General features: G+C 47.6%; 16 protein-coding genes. 7 read left to right on the forward strand and 9 right to left on the reverse strand.

All coding sequences use genetic code 11. The features are described from left to right. Window positions 1-601: 601 nt before the first annotated feature. From ACFORF_RS02105 to dhaK, 8 genes are all read right to left on the reverse strand, one after another. On the reverse strand, window positions 602-1,300 hold the full coding sequence (locus ACFORF_RS02105) for an MIP/aquaporin family protein (RefSeq protein ID WP_380425044.1): 699 nt from the start codon (window positions 1,298-1,300) through the stop codon (window positions 602-604). A 30-nt stretch (window positions 1,301-1,330) separates the two neighbouring features. Further along, a complete protein-coding gene (gene glpO / locus ACFORF_RS02110) occupies window positions 1,331-3,160 on the reverse strand; it encodes a type 1 glycerol-3-phosphate oxidase (RefSeq protein ID WP_380424971.1) in 1,830 nt (609 codons plus the stop codon). A 9-nt stretch (window positions 3,161-3,169) separates the two neighbouring features. Next, window positions 3,170-4,675: a glycerol kinase GlpK gene (glpK, locus tag ACFORF_RS02115; RefSeq protein WP_380424973.1), complete on the reverse strand. Its 1,506-nt coding sequence runs from the start codon at window positions 4,673-4,675 to the stop codon at window positions 3,170-3,172. A 106-nt stretch (window positions 4,676-4,781) separates the two neighbouring features. Further along, a complete protein-coding gene (locus ACFORF_RS02120) occupies window positions 4,782-6,245 on the reverse strand; it encodes a helix-turn-helix domain-containing protein (protein WP_380424976.1) in 1,464 nt (487 codons plus the stop codon). Beyond that, entirely contained in the window at window positions 6,236-7,555 is a 1,320-nt protein-coding gene (locus ACFORF_RS02125) for an NAD(P)/FAD-dependent oxidoreductase (protein ID WP_380424977.1), read from the reverse strand. Before ACFORF_RS02125 ends, ACFORF_RS02120 begins: the two co-directional genes overlap by 10 nt. Window positions 7,556-7,680: 125 nt before the next feature. After that, window positions 7,681-8,055 carry a dihydroxyacetone kinase phosphoryl donor subunit DhaM gene (gene dhaM, locus ACFORF_RS02130; protein ID WP_380424979.1) on the reverse strand — a complete coding sequence of 125 codons (375 nt, stop codon included), beginning with the start codon at window positions 8,053-8,055 and terminating at the stop codon, window positions 7,681-7,683. Then, window positions 8,048-8,632, reverse strand: a complete 585-nt coding sequence (gene dhaL, locus ACFORF_RS02135; protein ID WP_380424981.1) for a dihydroxyacetone kinase subunit DhaL — start codon at window positions 8,630-8,632, stop codon at window positions 8,048-8,050. The genes dhaM and dhaL overlap by 8 nt, the downstream gene beginning before the upstream one ends. A 10-nt stretch (window positions 8,633-8,642) precedes the next feature. Continuing rightward, window positions 8,643-9,632 carry a dihydroxyacetone kinase subunit DhaK gene (gene dhaK / locus ACFORF_RS02140; RefSeq protein WP_380424983.1) on the reverse strand — a complete coding sequence of 330 codons (990 nt, stop codon included), beginning with the start codon at window positions 9,630-9,632 and terminating at the stop codon, window positions 8,643-8,645. Between the two features lie 175 nt (window positions 9,633-9,807). Here dhaK and dhaS point away from each other — a divergent pair, with 175 nt between their 5' ends. The 3 genes from dhaS to ACFORF_RS02155 are packed head-to-tail and all read left to right on the forward strand — an operon-like array spanning window position 9,808 to window position 13,722. After that, a complete protein-coding gene (gene dhaS, locus ACFORF_RS02145) occupies window positions 9,808-10,359 on the forward strand; it encodes a dihydroxyacetone kinase transcriptional activator DhaS (protein ID WP_380424985.1) in 552 nt (183 codons plus the stop codon). 10 nt (window positions 10,360-10,369) lie between these two features. Beyond that, a complete protein-coding gene (dhaQ, locus tag ACFORF_RS02150) occupies window positions 10,370-11,332 on the forward strand; it encodes a DhaKLM operon coactivator DhaQ (RefSeq protein ID WP_380424987.1) in 963 nt (320 codons plus the stop codon). Between the two features lie 53 nt (window positions 11,333-11,385). After that, complete coding sequence (locus tag ACFORF_RS02155; RefSeq protein ID WP_380424989.1) at window positions 11,386-13,722, forward strand: endonuclease MutS2; 2,337 nt, start codon at window positions 11,386-11,388, stop codon at window positions 13,720-13,722. A gap of 39 nt (window positions 13,723-13,761) precedes the next feature. Here ACFORF_RS02155 and ACFORF_RS02160 read toward each other — a convergent pair whose 3' ends face one another. Further along, the gene (locus ACFORF_RS02160; protein ID WP_380424991.1) at window positions 13,762-14,541 is read right to left on the reverse strand and encodes an MBL fold metallo-hydrolase; all 780 of its coding nucleotides are present in this window, start codon (window positions 14,539-14,541) and stop codon (window positions 13,762-13,764) included. 113 nt (window positions 14,542-14,654) lie between these two features. Between ACFORF_RS02160 and ACFORF_RS02165 the strand changes: the two genes are divergently transcribed. The 4 genes from ACFORF_RS02165 to trxA all read left to right on the forward strand — a co-directional run bounded on the left by ACFORF_RS02165 (window position 14,655) and on the right by trxA (window position 16,891). Next, window positions 14,655-15,089, forward strand: a complete 435-nt coding sequence (locus tag ACFORF_RS02165; RefSeq protein WP_380424993.1) for an Lrp/AsnC family transcriptional regulator — start codon at window positions 14,655-14,657, stop codon at window positions 15,087-15,089. Beyond that, window positions 15,086-15,856: an alpha/beta fold hydrolase gene (locus tag ACFORF_RS02170; RefSeq protein WP_380424996.1), complete on the forward strand. Its 771-nt coding sequence runs from the start codon at window positions 15,086-15,088 to the stop codon at window positions 15,854-15,856. Before ACFORF_RS02165 ends, ACFORF_RS02170 begins: the two co-directional genes overlap by 4 nt. Beyond that, window positions 15,856-16,509, forward strand: a complete 654-nt coding sequence (locus ACFORF_RS02175; RefSeq protein WP_380425047.1) for a GNAT family N-acetyltransferase — start codon at window positions 15,856-15,858, stop codon at window positions 16,507-16,509. Before ACFORF_RS02170 ends, ACFORF_RS02175 begins: the two co-directional genes overlap by 1 nt. Before the next feature lie 67 nt (window positions 16,510-16,576). Beyond that, a complete protein-coding gene (gene trxA / locus ACFORF_RS02180; protein WP_380424997.1) occupies window positions 16,577-16,891 on the forward strand; it encodes a thioredoxin in 315 nt (104 codons plus the stop codon). The last annotated feature ends 89 nt before the right edge of the window (window positions 16,892-16,980 follow it).

The raw sequence follows: 16,980 nt of genomic DNA on the forward strand, positions 1-16,980 counted from the left end.
CGACGTCAGTGTCAGAACGGTGCGGGGGACCTTTTGAAGTTGGAAATAGAGCTGACGACGTCAGTGTCAGAACGGTGCGGGGGACCTTTTGAAGTTGGAAGTAGAGCTGACGACGTCATTGTCAGAACGGTGCGGGGGACCTTTTGAAGTTGGAAATAGAGCTGACGACGTCAGTGTCAGAACGGTCCGGGAAGAGACCGTTTCAGCCTGAGCTCATAAACCCAGAAGCGAAGTCATCGAACTCTTATTCTCTTTTAGGAGTTCTTTCCCCTCGCTTTTTAGTTTGTTCAGTAGCTCTGCTATCTTACAAAATGAATGACAGAATAATACTTCTAAGAATACTATCGAAAAGAGCAACGAAAAGATCTGAGGCACCCTTGTTTAATTTGCTTCTGCGAACAGTGGACGCAACGAGTAGAATGATTTTCACAGCCAGTTCCCTACGATCAAGACCTTTCCTAATTGAGTCATAAGTCATCCACCGTAGTTGAGAGTCAAGAGTGTTCGATGATTAATGCTGCAAATTTCCAGCCAATAAAGTATCCATGAGCTTCATGATATAGAAAAAAGCCCTGAAGGGCTTTTTAGCAAATTCCATGGCTTAGAAGAGACCGTATACCAAGACGGCAAGGACTGCACCAACCAATGGGCCGACAACTGGAATCCAAGCATAGCTCCAGTCAGAATCGCCTTTGCCCTTAAGTGGTAAGATGGCGTGCATGATGCGTGGTCCAAGGTCACGGGCAGGGTTGAGGGCGTATCCAGTTGTACCACCTAGTGAGAGACCCAGTCCCCAGATGGTGAAGGCCACACAGATGGTACCAAGGCCATTCGCCATTTCATAGAAACCAAAGCTCAAAATCGCTAAGACAAGGACAAAGGTTCCCAAGATTTCGCTTAATACGTTCGAGGCATCGTTGCGGATGGCTGGACCTGTCGCAAAAGTTCCGAGGATACCAGCAGGATCAGTTGCTTCGTCATAGTGTGGTTTGTGCATAAGCCATACCAGAGTTGTTCCAAGCATAGCACCAGCCATTTGAGCCACAACATAGCTACCAAAAGTTGCCCAGCTAATGTCGCCTTTTACTGCAAAAGCGAGAGATACTGCAGGATTGAGGTGAGCAGGGGCGATATTACCTGAGATATAGGCGGCAATCATAACGGCAAAGGCCCAACCAGCTGTGATGACAATCCATCCGGCATTGTTATTCTTAGTCTTTGGTAGGACAACTCCTGCCACGACACCGTTACCGAGGAGGATAAGCAGGGCTGTTCCTAAAAATTCTCCAAATACATCCATTCCCATAAGAATAGTCTCCTTTTCTATTGATTAGTTTTTCTGTTTCAAGTGTGCCAAGTCGTTTTCAGCAAGAGCCTCTGCCAAGTCTTGTGCTTGGGCTGCCTGCTCTTCAGCTGACCAGCCGTAGTAGGCTGCCATTTCAGCGAGGACTGGCTCTACTAAAGCGTCGACTTGCTCACGTTTGAAGAGCATGTAGTTGGTCCGACGCAGGAAGAAATCAACCGGTGTTAAGGCCATTTCATGGCTCATGGCATAATGCAGGGACAAGGTGTCTGCCAGGCTAAGGCCTGCGGCTTGTTGGACTGTTTCAGCAAGAGCGTAAACAGTTGGCACATTTGAACCGTAGAGATTGGCCAGGTAACGAGCTTCTTCTGGTGAGAGGCCTTTTAAGATACCCAGCTGGGCAAAGGCGTCTAGTTCCTTGTCGACATTGGCAGAGTTGATTTCCCCACCAGAGACAGGATAGGTTGCTGAGTTGATAAGACTAAAGCTCCGCTCAAATTCCTCTCTGAGGATACTAAGAATGAGCTCCATAGCTCCCTGAGCCATCTTGCGGTAGTCGGTAATTTTACCACCTGCAAGGGTAATGAGGCCGTTGTCGTCACGTTCCAAGCTTGAACCGCGAGACACAGCAGATGGATCCAAGGTCTTTTCAGACAAGCTACCTTCCAGGGTCTTAACCGCAGATTCTACATCTTCGCGGGTCTTTTCATCGACCAGGTAAGCCTTAACCGTTCCGATGAGGTTGTCAAAGCTCTCATCGCTGATTTTACCGCTGTTACCGCCATTGTAGTCTGAAGCAGAGTTGCCAGACAGGAGCGGACGCAGGCCGACCCAACCGCTTTCGATATCATCGATGGTCAAGTAGGCATCTGGGAAGCGGTTATTGACGATAGAGATGAGGTAATCTACATCTTCTTGGGTCACGCGTGGGTGCGCCAAATCGCCTGTGTAGTCCGTATCGGTTGTTCCAAAGTAGGTCTTGTTTTCCCGTGGGAGGACAAAAATCATCCGTCCATCGCCTAAGCCAGTATCGAAATAGGTCGGTTGGTCTACTTTGATGCGGCTGCTATCCACGACCAAGTGCACCCCTTTTGTTGGGCGCATTTGGTGGACATCTGGGCCGTTTGACAGGTTGCGCACCTCATCGCTCCATGGACCTGTTGTGTTGATGACCAGGCGGGCCTTGATCTCAATCACTTCATCTGTCAGGAGGTCACGCGCAGTCACCCCAGCCACCTTGCCTGCTTCATCATAGAGGAAGCCTTCAGCCTTGACGTGGCTAGCAATGTAGGCACCGTCTTGATGGGCCCGTTTGATATTTTCAATCACGAGACGGGCGTCATTGTTGCGGAAGTCCAGATAGAAACCACCACCAATCAACCCCTCTTCCTTGAGACCGGGAGCCTTGGCCAGAACTTCTTCCTTGGTCAGCATTTTGTTGGCAAAAGGTGTGTTGGTCACATTGGCCAAGAGGTCATAGAGGTCCATAGCTACCTTGAGACGGAAGAGGCTAAAGGTGGAGCCTGGTTCATCGTAGACTGGAAGTAACATCGGGTCTGGTTTTGGGATGTGGGGGGCAATCCGCTGCACCACTGCCCGTTCAGAAACCGTGTCTGCCACGACTTCTACATCGAATTGCTTGAGGTAACGCAAGCCCCCGTGAACTAATTTAGTTGACCGGCTGCTGGTCCCTTCTGCAAAGTCCTGCATTTCAATGAGACCAGTATCCAGGCCACTGGCAGCAGCCTGTAAGGCCACCCCAGCACCTGTAATCCCGCCCCCGATGACCAATAGGTCTAGAGTGTGTTCTTGCATTTTTTGCAGGTCTAGTCGTCTGCTATTTCTTGAAAATTCCATCGGAACCTCCTATTCTTCTGACGCAAAGACTTGAGTCGCTTTGACAGCCCGTTTCCAACCCTTGTAGAGTTGCTCCTTGCGAGAGTCGTTCATGCTTGGTGTAAAGAGTTCACCCGTTTCATTGAGGGTCTTAAGCTCATCCAGGTCTTTCCAGTAACCGACAGCCAGACCTGCCAAGAAGGCTGCACCCAAGGCTGTTGTTTCCAAGTTTTTGGCACGCGCAATATCAATACCTAGAATGTCAGACTGGAACTGCATGAGGTAGGCATTCATGGCTGCACCACCGTCCACCTTCAAGACTGGGATGTCAATCTTAGCGTCAGCTTTCATGGCATCGATGACATCACGAACTTGGTAGGCAATGGATTGAAGCGTCGCTTTGACGAAATCTTCCTTGCTGGTACCGCGAGTAAGGCCAAAGACCGAACCACGCGCTGCTGAATCCCAGTACGGTGCACCTAGACCCGTAAAGGCAGGTACCACATAGACCTCATCATCGCTCTTAGAAGCACGGGCCAGGTCTTCTGACTCAGGCGAGGCGGTTACCATGCGTAGACCATCGCGAAGCCATTGAATGGCAGAACCCGCTACAAAGACCGACCCTTCCAAGGCGTAATGCACTTTGCCATTGATGCCATAACCGATAGTCGTTACCAGTTGGTTGTCCGAGTAGAGGAGGTCTTCGCCCGTGTTCATGACGATGAAAGAACCTGTTCCGTAAGTGTTTTTGACCATACCAGGTTCAAAGGCCAGTTGACCAAAGAGAGCTGCCTGCTGGTCACCCGCCATGCCTGAGATAGGCACTTCACCACCATAAAAATGGAAGGAAGCAGTATGACCATAAATTTCAGAATTAGACTTGACTTCTGGCAACATAGCCGCTGGAATATTGAGCAGTTTGAGGATTTCTTCATCCCACTTGAGCTCTTTGATATTGTAGAGCATGGTACGAGCAGCATTTGAGTAGTCGGTCACATGAGACTTGCCGTCTGTCAATTTCCAAACCAGCCAAGTATCAATGGTCCCAAAGAGCAATTCGCCTTTTTCAGCCCGCTCTTGCGCACCCTCTACATGGTCCAAAATCCAACGCACCTTGGTCGCTGAGAAGTAAGCATCGATAACCAGACCCGTTTTCTTATGGAAGAAATCTTCGTAACCGTCTTTCTTGAGTTGGTCTGCAATCGGCGCTGTCTGACGGGATTGCCAAACGATAGCGTTGTAGATAGGGAGACCTGTTTCCTTGTCCCAAACAACTGTTGTTTCACGCTGGTTGGTGATCCCAATCGCTTCGATTTGATTCGGCTTGATGCCGCTTTCGATAAAGGAACCAGCAATAACTGATTGCACAGAGTTCCAGATTTCATTGGCATTGTGCTCTACCCAGCCTGCTTGTGGGAAGATTTGGGTGAACTCTTTTTGGCTCGAGCTGATTTTTTCACCCTTTTTGTTGAAGATGATGGCACGGGAGCTGGTTGTTCCCTGGTCGATGGCCATGATGTATTTTTCTTGTGACATAGGTTTCTCTCCTTTGTTTTTGATTACGCTTACATTTTATCAAATAAAGAATAGTCCATCCTCTCAACTTTTTTAGAAATACTTGAAAAAATTGAGAGGATGAAGGCTAGTAGCTTGGGAAACTTGGGAGGACAAACTCTTCTTTATCGAGTAAAAGATCTTGAAGCCAAGCTGCAATCGCTTGTTGGTCCTTCTTTTGGAGAGGACCATGCAGACGATAGCTTGGGCCGCTAATGTGACGCTGTAAGGCTTGGTTGGTAATGAGTCCGTCGTAGTCCTCTCCTAGCTGATAGGGCAAAAATTCTAGTAGCCGATTATAAGCCAGCTCTTTTTCTAGACTTGCCTTAACCAACTCTAGGGCCAAATCTCCTCCTGACATATCTAAGGCAATACGCAATTTTTCCTGTCGTGTTTGATTGAGGAAGGCCAAAAGGCTAAGCAAATGCCAGCGCAGTTCACAAGTCAGTCCACTGACTCCAGCAGTACCAGGTAAGAGTTTATCTACCAAGAGGCTTTGTTTTTCGCCCACAAAATCAATGAAGTAGGCCGTTTCCAGATTGTACTCTCTCTGAAAACTCCAAATCGTTCCTTGAAAAAAATATTGGCGGTGAAGGATTCGTCCCAGGACTTCGGTTACTTGATGGGGAAGATGTTGCCCGCAAATACCTTGGGCCCTTAGGTGCTGGATAACTACAGTCATTTGGTCGGCTACAGGTCCTCCGAATCCAAGTAAGAAAGTCATGGTATGAGCTGGTAAGGTTTCTAAGGAGACCAAAAAGGCGAATATATTATGAGCCTCTCCCTCATCCAACTCAACGGCATAGCGACTAAAATAGCGCAAGCAGGCCCTTTCTAGACGTTGGTAGAAAATATTGTTCTGATAAGGTTGCAGGAGCTGAGACAGATGACTTGAGTCAGTATTGCCTTTATTCCAACGTTTATGACTGATCAAAATCCAGAGGCTAATAGCCTGTCTATTCTCTGGTAGCAAGGTTGTTTGACATAAGCGTTCAATAACCTGAACTTCCTTATGTAAATCAGGCTGAGTTTCCAGGTCTTGGAGTTGTTCGATGGACCAGGTTCGTCTCAAGAGGCACCAATAGAAATAGCGGATTTGATGTTCAGGTCCTTTCCAATGGCCATTGTAAATGCCACAGTCAAATTCTTTTAACAGCTCATTTAGTCCTGAGAGATGACGGTGAAAGGTTGCTTCACTGACCCTTAATTGCTGGCTCAGTTTCTGGATAGCAAAGGCTGAGTGGTCCAAGAGATAGAGTAAAATTTGGTACTTAATAGAGCTATCTAAAAAGGAGTCCAGAACGAGAGACCAATCGACATCATGGACGAGAAGGAGTTGGCAAGAGTCTTCTTGTACGACTAGGGGTCCCACTAGACTGGTTAGCAAGTGGTCCTCTTGGTAGTATTCCAAATATTTAAGGACGGTCGCCTTGGACAGACCTGATTCTTGGCATAATTGTTTGATGGGGACAGCCTGAGTGGTTTCCTTAAGTTGACAGAGTAGGCGATAAATTCCTGCCTCGGTCTTTTCCATGAGTTGACTTATTTCCATAATTCACCTCGCTGGTCCAAACTTTTTAGGAGAACTTCATGTAAGTGGAAGAAGAGTTCTTGTTCTCCAGCAGTATATAGAAAGTCCTGAAAGGCCAAATCACGGTCGGTTTTCTGCTCTGCCATTGGATAGACTAGGGCTTGAAGTAAGGTGGAACAATCGCGTTTAGCCAGGGTCTGGGCTCCTAAAATCCGCCCAGTATCAGCTGTGACTACCAATCGAATAAAGAGGAGGCTTGGATCTCTGAGGCTGCAGGGAGACTTATAGTCGACGACTCGGATGTTCTCATAAAGTCCAGCTTCCTCTGCGGTTAAACCAATAGCAGAGCGATACCAGCCAAACTGGTGGCCTGCAACTAAACGAACCGAAAGGGGTAAGGCGACCTTGGGCTGAAAGAGATTGTAGGCCGCTAATTCTCCTGTCTTTAAGGCAGTGTTAATCAGGGGCATGTAACTAAAATCCTTATCCTCTAACAAGGGTAATTGGACCATATCCCCGGCCGCAAAGATATGAGGTAAGGAGGTTTGGAGATAGCTATTTACCCGTACAGTCTTATCCGCAGCTAAAATTGGGAGATCTTCGAGAAATGTAGTGTTGGGACGAAAACCTGCACAAAGCATGATCGCATCAACGTGAACCACCTGTCCTCGACTCATTACCTGTAGACCCTTTGAATTTGATATAATCTGTTGCACCCTTTCCTGGCAGTGAATTTGAACTCCAGATGCACGCATACTATTTTCCAAGGGCTCTAGGATATCACTGTCGTAGAGTTTAAAGTCTAGACTTGGATTAGCTTCAAAGAGATGGACTTCTTTTCCCATCCTGATGTAGGTTTCACTGGCTTCTATTCCAATTTGACCTGCTCCGATAATGGCGATTCGCTTAGCCTTTTTGAGCACTGCCTCAGCTTCAAGGCTGTTGGCATAATCCTTGGACATCAGAACTCCGGGAAGGTTGCTTCCCTTGATATAGGAAGACTGTTGGGTTGAGCCAGCTGCCAAAATCAGCTTATCATAGGCTTGGGTGTGACCATTAGAGAAGAAAACTACTTTTTGGGTTGGATCTACTCTTACAACCTCCTGGTTAAGGAGTAACTGGACACCAGCCTGATCCAGCTGTTCTCGGGAGAAAAAGCTATAATTCCAAGTGGCCTGGTCGCTTCTCAGGGCCCAATTAAGGGAATTTGGGATATAAGCCAAGGTTTCATGACGGTCAATGACAATCACCTGAGATTCAGGATAGAGTTGGGCTGATTTTATAGCTGCAGATAGACCTGCAAAGGAGGCCCCAATAATCACAATTTTCATAGCACTCTTTCTAAGTTTCAAAAAGGAAAAGGGGAGCAGGATTCAAACTGATACATATAGTACAGAGTTCAAATCCTCACCTCTTTCATTCGAAATGGATCAAGACAGTTCCTTTTTGTCAATCATTATTTTTGAATCGTGAGTTCGTCTAATTGGGCTAAGACAGCGTCTAAATCAGCTCCTGCCTGCAAAAGCGCTGCCGCAGTATAGGCTCCTTCCACAATTGGAACCTGTTGAATCAGAATTGTCTTATCTGAAAAATCAGCCACCATTTCCATATTCATCCGCGCACTTCCCAAGTCAAAGAAAGCCAGTACTGTCTCACAAGGGTTGGCTTCTACTATCGCTTGAACTTGGGCAAAACTGGTACCAATACCGCCCTCATCTGTCCCACCGACATAAGTCAGCGAAACATCTTTTGCGACCTCACTAATTAAGTCTACCACACCTTGGGCCAATTTTTTGGAATGAGAAACGATACAAATCCCAATCTTATTCATCCAGACCACCTACCTCTAGTAAGGCATGAAAGAGTAGACCGGACGAATACGAACCTGGGTCAATGTGTCCAATAGATCGCTCTCCTACATAGGAAGCACGACCCTTGGTCGCAAGGGTGTGTTTACTGGCATGAACTAGGGCTTCGATAGCGTCAGACGTTAGACTATGGTCGTGTAGCGCTTCTACAACACCTGTCCAGACATCCACCATAGTCTTTTCTCCGACTTCAGCCTTGCCACGTTTTTGGATCATCTCCAGACCAGCCGCTAAGCTTTCTGCTACCGATTGACCAGCCTGCTGAGCTTTCATGATACCCATAAAAGCTGAACCGTAAAGGGGACCTGAAGCCCCGCCGACCTTGCTCAGGAGTTGCATGGAAACAATTTTAAAAACATCTGCACTCGTTGCAAACTCCTTACCAGCCAACTCGTCCATCACCGCAGCCATCCCACGGGCCATGTTGCCCCCGTGGTCACCATCGCCAATCGGCGTGTCCAATTCACTCAGATAATCTTTATTGGCTTGAATCTTGTCATTAAACTGCTCCAGCCAACGAACTGCTGTTTCTACCTTCATATCCTTCTCCTTACCAAGCTGCCGTTGTCACAGGACTATTGAGCGCCTCCAACCAAGCCTCATCTTCGACTTTTAACAAGGTCAAAGACAAGCCCGCCATGTCAATGGCTGTCATGTAATTGCCCAATTTCTTGTAGGCGACCTCTAAACCTGCATCTGCCAGCAAGCCTGCCACATCATTAGCAAAGACGTACTGTTCCATGAGCGGTGTATTTCCTAGGCCATTGATGAGAATGGCAAAGCGGTCACCAGATTGAGCGTCAAAGGAATCTAATAACTTGCCGACTAACTCTTTTGCCAAAATAGCAGAGCTTTCCAATCTTTCCTTGCGGTAGCCAGGTTCTCCGTGAATCCCGACACCGTACTCAATCTCGTTATCCGCCAATACAAAACCAGGTTTGCCAACCTCAGGAACGGTCGCGCCACTCAGTGCCACCCCAATCGTGTGAATGTTTGGCACCAATTTGTCCGCTAATTCTTTAATGTCAGACAAGGACTTGCCTTCACGCGCAGCATGTCCCAAAATCTTATGTACCAACACTGTCCCTGCTACACCGCGACGGCCTTGGGTATAGAGACTATCTTCGACCGCAATGTCATCGTCTACGACAACACTCGCTACCTCAACGCCTTCCATCTCTGCCATTTCTTGGGCCATCTCAAAGTTCATAATGTCGCCAGAGTAATTCTTGATGACCATAAAGACACCAGCTCCTTCGTCTGTTGCCTTGATGGCTTCTAACACTTGGTCAGGAGTTGGAGAGGTAAAGACAGCACCACACACTGCGGCTGACAGCATCCCTTCTCCGACAAATCCAGCATGAGACGGTTCGTGCCCAGAACCACCACCAGAAATCAGGGCTACTTTCCCTGTTTTTGGCGCTTTACGGGTGATGACTTCAAAGCCCTCTACACGCTCTACCAAGTCGCTATGGACAAAGCAAAGACCGTTGAGCATTTCATCGACAACAGCAGTTGGGTCATTGATCACTTTTTTCATGGTGATTCTCCTTTATATTTTTGAGCTGGTCAGTTTTGCTGACTGAAATCCAGCTGGTTTTGATATAATTAGTATAAAAGAAAGCGTTTTAATTGAAAAGGGACAATTTTTCTATTCTGTCCTTGTAACGGATTTCCCTTTCGTGCTACACTAAGATAGAAAAGCAGGAGGATACATGTCGAATTCTCTCATTACCAAGAAAAAAATAGCGAGAGCCTTTAAAGAAACCTTGACGGAAAAAGAATTTGAAAAAGTCTCTGTGACAGATATCATGGAAACGGCGCAGATGCGACGACAAACCTTTTACAGCCACTTTTTAGACAAATACGAACTCTTAGAGTGGATTTTTAAGACAGAGTTGCAAGAACAAATCATTGATAATCTCAATTACATCTCTGGTATTGGTCTTTTGCATGAAGTGTTTTACTTTTTTGAACAAAATCGGAGTTTCTACAAAGCCCTCTTTGCTGTACAAACGCAAAATGATTTTTTGTCTTATTTCCAAGATTACTGTTTGCAAATGGTCGTCAAAATCGTTGCCGAATATGGGCAAGAGCACCTGGTGACGATTCCGCAAGAAGAGAAGAATTTCTTCTTTCATTACCATGCAGCAGCGCTGGCACAGACGATTAAATCCAACCTCAACCAGCCCGACGTTGACTTCTTTGCTTTGGCACAATACACAGAAACGCTATTGCTCAGTTTTTTAGAGCACTATACTAGGTAAAGGATTTCCTATGACGGTTACAGAAGATTACATCCAGGAGTTACTGACCTATGCTCCTCATATCCAACAATTAACAGGTACTCATTTTCTCTACAATAGCCAACAGGACCCCCATCTCATTCCTGTCTTATCAGGAGGAGGGAGCGGCCACGAACCTGCCCATTTAGGCTATATCGGAAAAGGAATGCTAACAGGGGCCCTGGCAGGCCAGCTGTTTGTTCCTCCTACTACCGAAGAAATCGTAGCAGCATTGACTTTTCTAGACAAAGGAAAAGGAGTTTTTGTCATCGTCAAGAATTTCGAGGCAGATTTAGCCGTGTTTCAAGCAGCTATTGAGCACGTACGCACGCAAGGTCACGATATACGGTATGTCGTCTCTCATGATGACATTTCTGTCGAAGCCAGCTTTGCCCGTAGACACCGTGGTGTAGCAGGTACCCTCTTTCTCCATAAAATAATTGGTCAAGCAGCCCAAAACGGCGCTTCGCTGGATGAGTTGGAACAGCTAGGCTTGGCACTGAGCCCAACCATTGCCACCTTAGGAGTCGCTATGAAGGCCCCGCATTGTCCCATTAGCCAGCAACCCCTATTTGAGCTAAGAGAAGGCTTCATTTCCTACGGTGTCGGCATCCATGGTGAGGCAGGCTACAAGACCGTTCCTTTTGTCTCGTTGGAAAAATTAGCCATTGAGTTGGTCAATAAACTCCGCATGTTTTTCCGTTGGAAAGTAGGGGATTGCTACGCTGTTCTCATCAATGATTTAGGATCCACCCCCGCTGAACAAGTCAGCCTATTTACCCAACAGGTCCTGGAATTGCTGGAAGTGGAGGGGTTAACTATTGCATTTGTCAAATCTGGCCGTTTGATGACCAACCTGGATATGACTGGCCTGTCCGTTTCCATGTGTCATCTAACGGAAAAACACTGGGTAGAATTACTCAACAGCGATACAAATGCCCCGGCTTGGAAATAACACAATTGTTCTTAATCCTCTAAAATTCAGCTTTTCATGCTATAATAAAACCTATGAATGATAAGATTTTAGAACAGTTAGAATTTCACAAGGTCAAGGCTCTGTTTGAGGGTTATTTCCAGACGGAGCAGGGGCAGGCTGAGTTGCAGAACTTGGTGCCTATGACCGACAAGACCAAGGTAGAACAGGCTTTTGCGGAGTTAGGAGACATGGCAGAGCTCTTTATCGCATCGCCTCATTTCGCGATTGGAGCCAGTAAGGACATTTCGCAAAGTCTCCGTCGACTGGAGCTGGATGCCAGCCTCAACATTATGGAGTGGATTGAGGTCAAAAAGGTCCTCCAGATTTCACAAGACCTGCAACATTTTTATGGAGACCTAGAAAATGTGCAGGTGCCCCATCTGGGAAGACTCTTTGAGAACATTGAGACCTTTCCCAATCTGCAGGGAGCTCTGCTATCCATCAACGACGGTGGTTTCGTGGAAAGTTTTGCCAGCCCTGAGTTGACCAAGATTCGCCAGCAGATTGCCAGCCATGAAGGCCAGGTCCGCCAAGTTCTGCAAGACATGCTCAAAAAACATGCGGATATGTTGTCAGAGAGCCTGATTGCCAGCAGAAATGGTCGCTCGGTCCTACCTGTTAAAAACAGTTACCGCAACAAGATTGCCGGTGTCGTCCATGACATTTCCTCTTCAGGTCAGACCGTTTACATCGAGCCGCGGGCTGTGGTTGCCCTCAACGAGGAGCTTAGTCAGGCCTTGGCCGATGAGCGTCATGAGATTTCCCGGATTCTCAACGCCCTTTCTGACATAGTTCGGCCCCACGCGGCAGCCATCCGCAACAACGCTTGGTTGATTGGGCATTTGGATTTTTTACGGGCTAAGTTTCTCTTTATGAGACATAACGGAGCGACCATTCCTAAGCTCTCAGACCAGCAGGATATCCACCTGCTCAGTGTGCGCCACCCCCTCTTGGCAGAGCCTGTTGCCAATGATTTACATTTCCCCAGTCAGTTGACGGCCATCGTAATCACAGGTCCCAATACAGGTGGGAAGACTATTATGCTTAAGACCTTGGGTATCAGCCAGCTCATGGCCCAGTCAGGCTTGCCGATTTTGGCTGATAAGGGTAGTCAGGTTGGTGTCTTTACGAGAATCTTTGCAGAGATTGGAGATGAACAGTCCATCGAGCAGAGTCTCTCGACCTTCTCCAGCCACATGACCAATACGGTTAAAATTCTGGAAGAAGCAGATAGCGATTCGCTGGTCCTCTTTGATGAGTTGGGAGCGGGGACGGATCCCCAGGAGGGTGCCAGCTTAGCGATGGTCATCCTAGAACACCTCCGCCTGACCCAAATCAAAACCATGGCTACCACCCACTATCCTGAACTCAAGGCCTACGGGATTGAGACAGCCTTTGTGGAAAATGCCAGTATGGAGTTTGACACGGATAGTCTGAGGCCAACCTATCGCTTCATGCAGGGGGTGCCAGGTAGGTCCAATGCCTTTGAAATCGCCCGTCGTCTGGGGCTCTCTGAAGTTATCGTCAAGGACGCTGAGAGCATGACGGATACCGATAGTGATGTCAATCGCATTATCGAGGAGCTGGAGCGTCAAACCCTTGAGACCCGTAAACGCCTGGACCATATCAAGGAAGTGGAGCAGGAAAATCTCAAGTTCAACCGTGCGGTAAAAAAACTCTACAACGAATTTTCACATTCTTATGACAAGGAACTGGAAAAGGCGACCAAGGAGGCTCAGAAAATTGTGGATTTGGCCCTGGCAGAGAGCGAGGAAATCCTCAAAAACCTCCATGCCAAGAGCCAGCTCAAGCCCCATGAAATTATCGAGGCCAAAGGTCAGTTGAAGCAATTGGCACCCGAGGCCCACCTTAAGCACAATAAGGTCCTTAAAAAAGCCAAGAAAGCCCGTGCTGCCAAGGTTGGTGATGATATTCTTATCACTGCCTACGGCCAGCGTGGTACCCTGACCAACCAGCTCAAGGACGGTCGTTGGGAGGCTCAGGTCGGTCTTATCAAGATGACCCTTAAGGCCGATGAATTTACCCTGGTTAAGGCAGAAGCAGAGAGTACAGATAGGCCAAAAGCCAAGCAAGTCAACGTCGTCAAACGCACGACAGGCAAAGGGCCAAAGGCCCGCTTGGACCTCCGTGGCAAACGCTATGAGGAAGCCATGCAGGAGCTGGATGAGTTTATTGACCAGGCCCTCCTCAACAATATGGCCCAAGTCGATATCATCCACGGTATCGGGACAGGGGTCATTCGAGAAGGTGTGAGCAAGTACCTCCGCAGAAACAAGCAGGTCAAGGAATTTGGCTATGCTCCCCAGAGCGCAGGTGGCTCAGGTTGTACAATTGTGACTTTTAAATAACAGAAAAATGGATGGCATTTGGAGCCATCCGTTTTGTTTTTAGAAGGTAAGCAGGTCGCCATCTGCTGGAATGTGCAGGCGGTCTGAGAAGTTGTGGCCTTGTGCAAAAGCTTGCAGATCTTTTCGGGACAGTGCCCAGTGGTTGACGGCCTCCATATGAACAGCGATGAGCTGAGCTTCTGAATGCCGAGCGACAGCTAAGACATCGGCCTTGTCCATGACGACACGACCCAAGCCCTCAAGGGCATTGCCCCCAGCGTTGAGGACGATGACGTCTGGGTTATAGGTATCAATGGCAGAGCGAACCTTGTCGTTCCAGAGAGTATCACCTGCAATGTAGAGGGTTTTCTCGTTTTCTGCTGTAAAGGCAACTCCGCAAACAGAGCCAATGACTTCTTGGACTTCACCAGGAAGTTGCTCCAGGTGGTCAGCGTGCTCGCCATCGGTCTTGTGGAGGGAAATGCTCTCAAAGCTGGTGTCCTCGGTCAGGACACGGACATCGGTAAACCCTGCTTCGGCAATCACGGTAGCGTCAGCTTCATTTTGCACAAAAATCGGCAGTGCCTTATCCAGTACCTCAGCAGCCACAGGGTCCCAGTGGTCGATATGGAGGTGGGTCACGATGACAGCGTCAACACCTGCTGTAATGTCTGTCAGTGCCAGTGGCAAATCCACCAAGGGATTTTGCTCGGTGTTGCCTGAAACAGCGCCTTCAAAGGCTGGATAAGCGCCTTTTTCTGCTAGCATAGGGTCGATAAGGAAGGTTTTTCCAGCGTAGGTTAGGCGGGCAGTGGATTGGCGTAAGTGATGAAATTGCATGTTCGTAAATCCTTTCAAAAATAATAGGTCTATGATACACTAAAAGAAAGCCTGGCGTACAGGCATTTTCCAAAGTAAATCCACCAAAAACTTTAGTTTAGAAAGAAGTTGCTATGTTAGACCAGACAGACCGCCAGATTTTAGAGCTTTTATCAGACAATAGCCGCCTCAAGGTCAAGGAAATCGCAGAGCAGGTCCATTTGACAGCACCTGCAGTATCAGCTCGCTTACAAAAGCTGGAAGAAAAAGGAATTATCCGCGCCTATACGATTGATATTGACCGTAGTCAGACAGGCTGTGCGGTTCATGTTGTGGTTACAGTAACTCTCAACCAGCCCCACCACACTGCCTATCAGGCTTATGTTCATTCCTTTGGCTATCAAGTTGCTAGACATTATCGAACCGCTGGGGCGGGCTGTTATATGATAGAGCTGTATTTCCCGAATAATGAAGACCTGGCTGTGTTTTTAGATGGTTTAGAAGCCTTTGCAAGCTATCAAGTAGCTAGCGTAGTCAATGTGGTGCAGATAGATAAGGAGAAACCATGACAGATATTATTTTGATCCACGGGACCTGGTGTACGGGTGCTGTGTGGGGACAGTTTGCGACGGACCTAGAAAATCTTGGTTTTCGAGTACATACGCCGACCCTACGCTACCATGACCTGCCTTATGACGAGTGTGCTACTAAGGTCGGTACGGTTGGTCTGACCGACTATGTGGATGACTTGGTGGCTCTCATTGAAAGCATGGAACAACCACCTCTCCTCTTGGGGCATTCGCTGGGCTGCTTGATTGGCCAGTTGGCGGCAGCGCGGACTCAAGTGGCAGGAATGATTCTCATGGGACCAGCCCCGACAGCTGGGATTTTTGCCTTTTATCCGACCATGTTGCGTTGCTTTGGCAAGCACTTGTTTGAATGGAAATTCTGGAACAAGCCTATGCTACCCCACAAGTACAAGGACGAGTTTTTCCGCTTTTGCATGAATGTCCAAGACGAAGCAGACAAGGAAGTGGTTTTTGCGGATCTGGTGCCAGAATCTGGCCGGACATACACCGAGATGGCTTTTCCGTTTTTGGACAAGAAGCGCTCCGCCTATGTGGACTTTAGCAAGATTACAGGACCAGTCCTTGTCATCACAGGAACCGAGGACAAGATGGTCGTTCCCGCTATTGCAAGAAGCACAGCTAAGAATTACACGGATGCGGTGCTGGTGTCCATCACAGGTGCTGACCACATGTACGAATCCGGCAAGTTCCGCCAGACGACTGTGGACATCATCGATAGCTGGTTGAGTAAGAAGGGATTTAAGTGATGAACATTAGACCCTATAGACCTGCTGATGATAAACAGTGGGTCTACACCAAGGCTTTGAGCTATCTCTTTTCGCCCTTTTTTGACGACCGTGAGTCGTCTAAACCTGCACTTGAAACGGACATCTATGAGGAACGGATTGAGCTAGTGGCAGAAGTAGGTGGACAGGTCATCGGCCTGCTAGATATAGATATCTACAATCAAGAGTACAGCCGTTCCTATACCTATGCGCCAGCAGACAAGGTGGCTTATTTTACCAACTTGGCAGTCCACCCAGACTTTCAGGGTCAGGGGATCGCACAAGCTCTCTATGAACAAGCCTATGCTCAACTGGTGGAAAAAGGAGTGGAGAAGTTGGCAATTTTTACCCGCGATGGAAATGCGGCCAACCATCTTTATCAGAAGTGGGGAGGGAAGCTCGTCTGTCAGGATTGGCTGGTCGTTGGAGTGCCTAAGGACACGCCAGCTTTCCGCTTTGGTGTGGATTTCAATAAAGGAAGGCTTGCGCTGACGGACATGCAGGGCTCTGCTATTTCCCATTACCTCCGCGAGGGAATCTACATTGTTTCAGATGAAGCTGACTTAGACAACTTTGATATCGAGCAGGTTTACCAGGAGTTTACCTATGTGGTGGATATCGGAATTCATCCGTAGCAAAAAGTGGAAAATATTTTTTGGTTTGGTACAATAAGGACATAAACTAAAGAAAGAGAGACTGATTATGGTACAAGTTGTAACTGATCAAACATTTGTAGACGAAACAAAAGAAGGCTTGGTCCTGGTGGACTTCTGGGCAACCTGGTGTGGTCCATGTCTCATGCAAGCTCCAATCCTTGAGCAATTGTCTGAAGAATTGAGCGAAGACGAGTTGAAAATCGTCAAAATGGACGTTGACCAAAATCCAGACACAGCGCGTGAGTTTGGCATCATGTCTATCCCAACCCTCCTCTTCAAAAAAGACGGTGAGGTTGTCAAGCAAGTAGCTGGTGTTCATACTAAAGAACAAATCAAGGCTATCGTCGCTGAATTAAGCTAAAAAAGAAACCTGAGAATAACTTGCATCAGCAAATTTCTCAGGTTTTTTCTTTATAACCAGTCATTTTCCTGGGCGATGTTGAGGGCTTC

Source organism: Streptococcus caprae, from assembly GCF_042649745.1.
In the GTDB taxonomy this organism is placed as follows: Bacteria; Bacillota; Bacilli; order Lactobacillales; family Streptococcaceae; genus Streptococcus; species Streptococcus caprae.

Bases quoted from the DNA above. Each gene is read 5' to 3' on its own strand.
- glpO (WP_380424971.1), bottom strand. From the start codon at position 3,160: ATGGAATTTTCAAGAAATAGCAGACGACTAGACCTGCAAAAAATGCAA.
- dhaS (WP_380424985.1), top strand. From the start codon at position 9,808: ATGTCGAATTCTCTCATTACCAAGAAAAAAATAGCGAGAGCCTTTAAA.
- glpK (WP_380424973.1), bottom strand. From the start codon at position 4,675: ATGTCACAAGAAAAATACATCATGGCCATCGACCAGGGAACAACCAGC.
- dhaK (WP_380424983.1), bottom strand. From the start codon at position 9,632: ATGAAAAAAGTGATCAATGACCCAACTGCTGTTGTCGATGAAATGCTC.
- ACFORF_RS02165 (WP_380424993.1), top strand. From the start codon at position 14,655: ATGTTAGACCAGACAGACCGCCAGATTTTAGAGCTTTTATCAGACAAT.
- ACFORF_RS02120 (WP_380424976.1), bottom strand. From the start codon at position 6,245: ATGGAAATAAGTCAACTCATGGAAAAGACCGAGGCAGGAATTTATCGC.
- trxA (WP_380424997.1), top strand. From the start codon at position 16,577: ATGGTACAAGTTGTAACTGATCAAACATTTGTAGACGAAACAAAAGAA.
- ACFORF_RS02105 (WP_380425044.1), bottom strand. From the start codon at position 1,300: ATGGATGTATTTGGAGAATTTTTAGGAACAGCCCTGCTTATCCTCCTC.
- dhaL (WP_380424981.1), bottom strand. From the start codon at position 8,632: ATGAAGGTAGAAACAGCAGTTCGTTGGCTGGAGCAGTTTAATGACAAG.
- ACFORF_RS02175 (WP_380425047.1), top strand. From the start codon at position 15,856: ATGAACATTAGACCCTATAGACCTGCTGATGATAAACAGTGGGTCTAC.
- ACFORF_RS02170 (WP_380424996.1), top strand. From the start codon at position 15,086: ATGACAGATATTATTTTGATCCACGGGACCTGGTGTACGGGTGCTGTG.
- ACFORF_RS02160 (WP_380424991.1), bottom strand. From the start codon at position 14,541: ATGCAATTTCATCACTTACGCCAATCCACTGCCCGCCTAACCTACGCT.
- dhaM (WP_380424979.1), bottom strand. From the start codon at position 8,055: ATGAATAAGATTGGGATTTGTATCGTTTCTCATTCCAAAAAATTGGCC.
- dhaQ (WP_380424987.1), top strand. From the start codon at position 10,370: ATGACGGTTACAGAAGATTACATCCAGGAGTTACTGACCTATGCTCCT.
- ACFORF_RS02155 (WP_380424989.1), top strand. From the start codon at position 11,386: ATGAATGATAAGATTTTAGAACAGTTAGAATTTCACAAGGTCAAGGCT.
- ACFORF_RS02125 (WP_380424977.1), bottom strand. From the start codon at position 7,555: ATGAAAATTGTGATTATTGGGGCCTCCTTTGCAGGTCTATCTGCAGCT.